Origin of the sequence: Streptomyces sp. NPDC058671, from assembly GCF_042716475.1 — a bacterium.
Classification (GTDB): Bacteria; Actinomycetota; Actinomycetes; order Streptomycetales; family Streptomycetaceae; genus Streptomyces.
Genome location: NZ_JBHXSA010000012.1, coordinates 210369 through 216478, shown reverse-complemented (window position 1 = coordinate 216478; position 6110 = coordinate 210369). Strand labels below are relative to the sequence as shown.

At 74.3% G+C, this 6110-nt stretch carries 8 protein-coding genes; 4 read left to right on the top strand and 4 right to left on the bottom strand.

Annotation, left to right across the window (positions count from 1 at the left end):
• Window positions 1–143 precede the first annotated feature (143 nt).
• A complete protein-coding gene (locus ACFWV2_RS17730) occupies window positions 144–368 on the bottom strand; it encodes a DUF6458 family protein (RefSeq protein ID WP_360793134.1) in 225 nt (74 codons plus the stop codon).
• A gap of 140 nt (window positions 369–508) precedes the next feature.
• Here ACFWV2_RS17730 and ACFWV2_RS17725 point away from each other — a divergent pair, with 140 nt between their 5' ends.
• Window positions 509–1792, top strand: coding sequence for a VWA domain-containing protein (locus ACFWV2_RS17725; RefSeq protein WP_384405951.1), 1284 nt, complete (start codon window positions 509–511; stop codon window positions 1790–1792).
• Entirely contained in the window at window positions 1792–2631 is an 840-nt protein-coding gene (locus ACFWV2_RS17720; protein WP_384405950.1) for a hypothetical protein, read from the top strand. Before ACFWV2_RS17725 ends, ACFWV2_RS17720 begins: the two co-directional genes overlap by 1 nt.
• A gap of 75 nt (window positions 2632–2706) precedes the next feature.
• On the opposite strand, the gene ACFWV2_RS17715 is transcribed toward ACFWV2_RS17720, so the two are convergent.
• A complete protein-coding gene (locus ACFWV2_RS17715) occupies window positions 2707–3960 on the bottom strand; it encodes an MFS transporter (protein WP_384405949.1) in 1254 nt (417 codons plus the stop codon).
• 64 nt (window positions 3961–4024) lie between these two features.
• Here ACFWV2_RS17715 and ACFWV2_RS17710 point away from each other — a divergent pair, with 64 nt between their 5' ends.
• The gene (locus ACFWV2_RS17710; RefSeq protein WP_384405948.1) at window positions 4025–4402 is read left to right on the top strand and encodes a MerR family transcriptional regulator; all 378 of its coding nucleotides are present in this window, start codon (window positions 4025–4027) and stop codon (window positions 4400–4402) included.
• Window positions 4403–4431: 29 nt separating this feature from the next.
• Here the strand turns inward: ACFWV2_RS17710 and ACFWV2_RS17705 are convergent, their stop codons facing one another.
• Complete coding sequence (locus ACFWV2_RS17705; protein ID WP_384405947.1) at window positions 4432–4704, bottom strand: hypothetical protein; 273 nt, start codon at window positions 4702–4704, stop codon at window positions 4432–4434.
• 178 nt (window positions 4705–4882) lie between these two features.
• On the opposite strand from ACFWV2_RS17705, the gene ACFWV2_RS17700 reads away from it, so the two are divergent.
• On the top strand, window positions 4883–5320 hold the full coding sequence (locus ACFWV2_RS17700) for an OsmC family protein (protein WP_384405946.1): 438 nt from the start codon (window positions 4883–4885) through the stop codon (window positions 5318–5320).
• A 15-nt stretch (window positions 5321–5335) separates the two neighbouring features.
• Here the strand turns inward: ACFWV2_RS17700 and ACFWV2_RS17695 are convergent, their stop codons facing one another.
• Window positions 5336–6028, bottom strand: a complete 693-nt coding sequence (locus ACFWV2_RS17695) for an RraA family protein (protein ID WP_384405945.1) — start codon at window positions 6026–6028, stop codon at window positions 5336–5338.
• Window positions 6029–6110: the final 82 nt, after the last annotated feature.

Genomic DNA, 6110 nt, shown 5'->3' with positions numbered 1-6110 from the left:
GTGTGCCACGCTCCCCCCTACCCCCGCCGTTCACCCTTCCCCCCCCCGCTCTCACCCCCCAACGCCTCGGGGGGCCCCCGCGGGTCCGGCCCCCCACCCCTCCTGTGTCCGCGGGGACCCGCCCTGTGCGGACGGTCACCGGCTCAGAGAAGGTCTCGTCGGTCATTCTCCGCCACCGTGGTGGTGGTCGGCGGGACCACGAGCCGACGCCGCCTCAGGATGCTGGTGTAGACCGCCGTTCCGATGATGCCGACGGCCATGAGGATCAGACCGACAAGATCGAGGTTGACCCCGTCGACCTGCCAGTCGGACGCGAACGTGAGAATGGCCCCGACCGCGATCAGGATGATGCACACTCCCAGACCCATGATTCCTCCCTAGTGGGTGAGATGGGCATCGGATACCCCGGTCCTTCCACCTCATCCCCGGCTCGTGGCCGAGGGCTCACCGCAGGGAGGCCGCGTACCCCGGTTTTGGATTGTCGGAGGATCATCAATACGATCCGGCGATGATCACGAGAAGACGGCTGGCGACGGGGGCCTGTGCGCTGTTCGCCGCCCTGAGCGTCGCGCTCCTGCCGACCGGCGCCGCCGCCGACGAGCCGGTGGCGAAGGAATCCCCCAAGGTCGAACTGGTCCTCGACGTCAGCGGCTCCATGCGCGCCAAGGACATCGACGGCACGTCCCGGATGGCCGCGGCCAAGCAGGCCTTCAACGAGGTACTGGACGCCGTGCCCGAGGAGGTACAGCTGGGCATCCGCACACTGGGCGCCGACTACCCGGGGCCGGACCGCAAGCGCGGCTGCAAGGACACCCGACAGCTCTACCCGGTCGGTCCGCTGGACCGGACCGAGGCGAAGACCGCCGTGGCCACGCTCGCCCCGACCGGCTGGACCCCGATCGGCCCCGCCCTCCTCGGCGCTGCCGAGGACCTGGAGGGCGGCGACGCCACCCGCAGGATCGTGCTCATCACGGACGGCGAGGACACCTGCGCCCCGCTCGACCCCTGCCAGGTGGCACGGGAGATCGCGGCGAAGGGCATCCACCTCGTCATCGACACCCTGGGGCTCGTGCCGGACGCCAAGACCCGGCAGCAGCTCACCTGCATCGCGGAGGCGACCGGAGGCACGTACACCTCGGTCCACCGCACCGAGGACCTCTCCCGCCGGGTCCGGCAGCTGATCGACCGCGCCGCCGACCCGGTCGTCACGCCCGTGGCCGCCGAGGGCGCCGTGCGCTGCGCCGACGCGCCGCAGCTCAAGCCCGGCCTGTACACCGACCGCGAGTCCTTCGGTCAGCACCGCTGGTACCGGGTGGACCTGCTGCCCGGTCAGGAACTGCGCGCCTCCGTCAGCGTGTCGGCCGACCGGGCCGTCCACGACGACTACGGCGTGCTGCTCCGCGCCGTCACCCGGCACGGCAGGGAGATCGTGCGGGGCTCCGAGGCGGGCGACGGGCGCACCGACGTCATCTCGACGGGCCTGCGCTACCCGAAGCCGGAACTCGACGACGAGGCGGACGGGTCGGGGGACGCCAAGCCCGCCGCCGAGACGGTCTGCCTCCAGGTCAGCAACTCCTTCTCCGCTCCCCCGTCGGTCAGGACGACGCCGGGCATGCCGATCGAGCTGACGGTGGACATCGTCGACGGTCCGTCGGGCGCATCGGACGTCGCCTCGTTCGGCCTCGGCCGCGGCTGGTGGCTGCTCGGCGCGCTGGTGCTCGTCGGGTTCGTGGCCGGTCTGCTCTGGGGCTGGCTGACCCGCTGGCGCGTCGCTGTCTGGAGGACCCACTGATGCGTACCGTACGCATGCTCGCCGCGGCCGCGCTCACGGGCGCCGCTCTTCTCGGGCTCGCCGCTCCGGCCGCCCTGGCCGACTCCCCGTCCGCCACGGCGGACCCGGGCGCGGACACCCGGTCCACGGCCGGGCCGACGGAGGCCGGCACGACCTTCCGTACCGCCGCCCGGTTCCTTCCGGGGCAGCACGCCACCGCCCGGGCGGCCACGGGCGACTACCTGTACTGGGTGTTCCCCGCGGACACCGGTCAGCGCCCGACGGTGAACGCCACCGTCACGCTGCCCGACACGGCCCTGCGGCACGGGCCGACGACCTGGCGGGTCGATGTGTACGACGGGCTGCGGCGCCGTCAGCCGTGCATGTACGGGACGCAGGTCCGTACGGCGGCCAAGGAGACCGCGACCGTGGAACTCGCCTGTGTGCTGCGGCCGGTCCGCGCCGCCGCCGACGCCTGGGCGAACGACCCGCTGCCGGGCAGCTATTACATCCGGCTGACCGTCACGGGGCTCGCGGACGAGGACCTCGGTCGGCCCTTCTCCGCCCGGGTCGGGGCGACCCTCCTCGACGAGGGCGGCGCCCATGCCTCGGACGGCGCGCTCGCCGCGCCCCTCGTGCCGGGAGCGACGACCGCCGACCGGGCGGAGGCCGACGCCGACGCGGGGCGGCCCTCGGCCGTCGCGGCCGCGGCCCCCGAGGGGGGCTGGTCCTCCGGCTGGTGGTCCGACCGCTGGCTCTGGACCGCGGCGGGCGGTGTGCTCGCGGCCCTCGCGGGCATCGGCGGCCATGCGCTCACGCGCGGCGCGGGACGCCCGTCCCGGGTCCCTCCCGCCGCCTGACGGCCTCGCACCGGAGGTCCCCCACCGCCTCGGCGCGGTGGGGGCCTTCGTGCGCGGTGGCAGGACCGGTCCGCCTCACCGGCGGGCGGGGAATCCATGGACGCGTGCGCCGGCCACGACGGCCACCACCGGCAGGAGCAGGACGAGCACGGTCCAGGGCAGGGCGCCCGCGCCGAGGGTGTCGAGCAGCACGCCTCCCGCGAGGCCGCCGGCCGCCATGGCCGCGTTCCAGAGACTGACCAGCACCGTCTGCGCGGTGTCGGCGGCGTCGCCGCCGGCGTCGGCGACCGCGGTCTGGAGCAGGGTGGGCGCGCCGCCCCAGCCGAACCCCCAGAGCATGGCGGCCGTCAGGACGAGCGCGGTGCCGCCGGAGGGGACGGCGAGTGCCGCGGCCGCGACGGCGAACAGGATCGTTCCCGCCAGGATCAGGGTTCGCGGCCTGCGGTCGATGTGCCGGCCGGTGAACCAGATCCCGGCGAGCGAGGCGGCGCCGAAGACCAGCAGGACGAGCCCGGTGGAGTCGGCGAGGCCGATCCGCCCCAGATAGGCGGCCACGTACGTGTAGAGGACGGTGTGGGCCAGGACGAGCACGAAGGTGACGGCCAGGACCGGCAGCACACCGGGCACCTTCAGGGTACGGGCGATCGGGGCGCGCCCGCCGTGCGCCTCACCCGGCAGGTCGGGGACGGCGAGCGCGATCCAGCCGACGAGCACGACGGCGATCACGGTCATGGCGCCGAACGCGGAGCGCCAGCCCACGGCTTCGCCGAGGAGGGTGCCGGCCGGCACGCCGAGGGAGAGGGCGAGCGGGATGCCGGTCATCGCGACGGCGACGGCCCGGCCCTGGAGACGGGGTGGTGCGATCCGGCGCGCGTACCCCGCGAGCAGCGCCCAGGCGACCCCCGCGGCGACGCCCGCGAGGAACCGGGCGCCCATGGTGAGGGCGTACGAGGAGGAGAGGGCCGTGACGGTGTTGGCGGCGGCGAACCCGGCGACCGAGGTGAGCAGCAGGCGTTTGCGCCGCCATCCGGCGGTACGCGCGGCCAGGGGTACGGCGGTGAGGGCCGTCCCGAGGGCGTAGACGGTGACGGTCTGGCCCATGGCGGCCTCACCGACGCCGAGGTCGGCGCTCATGGCGGGCAGGACACCGGCGGGGAGGGTCTCGGTGAGGCTGGTGACGAAGACGGCGGTGGCGAGGGCGAGCAGGGCGAGGAGGGGAAGCCGGTCTGAGGGTGCGGGCCCGTCGGGGGCGGGGAGGGTCAGCCGCCCGGCGGGAACGGGTGCGTCGTGCGCGGCGGAACGGGCCGCCGCTGTGGGGTGGTTGGCCATGGATCTATGCTTGAACCCTCACATTGATGTGAGGGTCAAGCGGGGCCTGGAAGGGGGGGGTTCGATGCGGATCGGGGAGCTGTCGGAGCGCACCGGCACACCGCGGAGGCTGCTGCGGTACTACGAGGAGCAGGGACTCATCGTCGCGGACCGGCGGCCGAACGGCTACCGGGAGTACGACGGATCGAACGTGGACCGGGTCCTGCAGATTCGGGGACTCCTGGACGCCGGGCTGCCGACCCGGATCATCAAGCAGATCCTGCCGTGTCTGAACAAGCCACGGATCATCCACTTCCCCGACGCCACACCGGAGATGCTGGCCACCCTGGAGGAGGAAAGGGACCGGATGACCGAACGGATCCGGTGCCTGACACGGAACCGGGACGCGGTGGCGGAGTACCTGGACACCGTACGGGCGAACCCGGCGCCGACGGAGGCGTAGGCCGCCCCTGCCGCACGCCGAGGCGCGGTCTACCGAAGGGCGAGTCGCGGACGTCTACGGCTCCGTCGCCTCCGGTCGACGGTGCGGGCACCGAGCGGAGCGCGTGAGCGGAGGTGAGCGCGGGAGAGGTGGGCGCGCCGGCCGCCGCCCGCGATCAGGGCGTTGACGGACACCATCGGGTCGCCGCCCACCGACCTGGCGAGCAGCGCCCCGACCACCAGCGGGCCGAGGGCGACCGCGAGGGCCGTGCCGGTGGTGGTGACGTGCTGGAGCGGGCGGATGCGGCGCGCGTCGGAAGTCATGGTCCCATTCCAGCGGCGGGACGCGGTCGCCGTATCGGCCGTCGTACTCAGGCGCGCGTCGCGGGCTACTCAGCCGTGTCGCGCGGCCGGGGGCGGTCGGGGCCCGGGCGGTCAGGGGATGCTGGGGCGGGCGTCCGTACCGTACGGGCGCGCGTCGACGACGAAGGAGACCGCCGCCATGGCCGATTACCGGATCGAGACCGTCCGCACCGGGTACCGGAACTGGACCGCCCGTAACGATCGGGGCGCGGAGGTCCGGATGGCCGCGGCGGACGACGCCGACGCCCAGCCCTCGTTCACCCCGGTCGAGTTGCTGCTCGCGGCGATGGGCGGTTGCGGGGGCCTCGTCGTGGACCGGACCGCGCGGGCCGTGGACCACGACGGTCTGCGGATTGTGGTGGAATCGGTCTCCGGTCCCGAGGACGACGGCCGGGTGGGCCGGATCCGGGTGAGTTACGAGTTCGACCTGCCGGACAACAACCCGCGGGCGGCCGAGGTGTTCGCCCGCGGGGTGCGCCTGACGCACGAGAAGTTCTGCACGGTGAGCAGAACCGTGGAGCACGGCGCGCGCGTGGAGGCGGTCCTGCCGGACGGCACGGTCGGCTTCGAGGGCTGACGGCCGCCGTCGGGCTCACTCCTCGATCGCGCCGCCGATCCGGCGCAGATGCTGCCGGAAGGTGTACGAGGGGTCCTCGGCCCGGGCCGCCAGATAGGCGTCGAACCGGGTCTGCCCGCGGAGGGTCTCCCCCGCCCTGATCCGGCGGGCCTGCTCGCGCTCCGTGTCATGGAGGGTGCGGGCGGCCTCCAGGACGGCGGCCGCCCGGTCGGCCGTCACGAACACCACGCCGTCGTCGTCGCCGAACACCACGTCGGCGGCGGTCACCCGGTGCTCGCCGAAGCGGGCGGTGCCGAGCGCGTCCGGGTCCCGGGGGTCGACCCGTACGGGGCCGGGGGCGTGACGTCCGTACGAGAAGACGGGCAGCCCGATCTCCACGAGGTCGGGGGTGTCCCGGTGCAGGCCCCAGACGACGAGCCCGGCGACGCCCGCGGCCTCGGCCTCCAGGACGGCGAGGTCGCCGACGCAGGCCTCGTCGTCGCGGCCCGCGTTGTCGATGACGAGGACGTCTCCGGGCCCGGCGTGCGCGAAGGCCTCCAGGAAGACGTCGACGCTTCCGTAGTGCCGGGCGGGGAGCGCCCGCCCGGCGACGCGCATCCCGGGGACGACGGGGAGGATCCCGGCGGGCGCCGCGCGCAGCGGTTCCCCGAGGCGTACGCAGGCGTCGGCGACGAGCGGCGTGGAGAGGCCGGCGAAGTCCTTCAGCATCGGGCGTTCCGTTCTGTGACGGGTGCGGCGGGCTGCGCGATCGTACCGGGCGGCGGCTCCCCGAGGGGCGCGACAGTGCCTC

What these genes read in the sequence shown, in the direction of transcription:
- ACFWV2_RS17700 (WP_384405946.1), top strand. Translation starts at nt 4,883, where the DNA reads ATGGCCGATTACCGGATCGAGACCGTCCGCACCGGGTACCGGAACTGG.
- ACFWV2_RS17710 (WP_384405948.1), top strand. Translation starts at nt 4,025, where the DNA reads ATGCGGATCGGGGAGCTGTCGGAGCGCACCGGCACACCGCGGAGGCTG.
- ACFWV2_RS17725 (WP_384405951.1), top strand. Translation starts at nt 509, where the DNA reads ATGATCACGAGAAGACGGCTGGCGACGGGGGCCTGTGCGCTGTTCGCC.
- ACFWV2_RS17705 (WP_384405947.1), bottom strand. Translation starts at nt 4,704, where the DNA reads ATGACTTCCGACGCGCGCCGCATCCGCCCGCTCCAGCACGTCACCACC.
- ACFWV2_RS17715 (WP_384405949.1), bottom strand. Translation starts at nt 3,960, where the DNA reads ATGGCCAACCACCCCACAGCGGCGGCCCGTTCCGCCGCGCACGACGCA.
- ACFWV2_RS17695 (WP_384405945.1), bottom strand. Translation starts at nt 6,028, where the DNA reads ATGCTGAAGGACTTCGCCGGCCTCTCCACGCCGCTCGTCGCCGACGCC.
- ACFWV2_RS17730 (WP_360793134.1), bottom strand. Translation starts at nt 368, where the DNA reads ATGGGTCTGGGAGTGTGCATCATCCTGATCGCGGTCGGGGCCATTCTC.
- ACFWV2_RS17720 (WP_384405950.1), top strand. Translation starts at nt 1,792, where the DNA reads ATGCGTACCGTACGCATGCTCGCCGCGGCCGCGCTCACGGGCGCCGCT.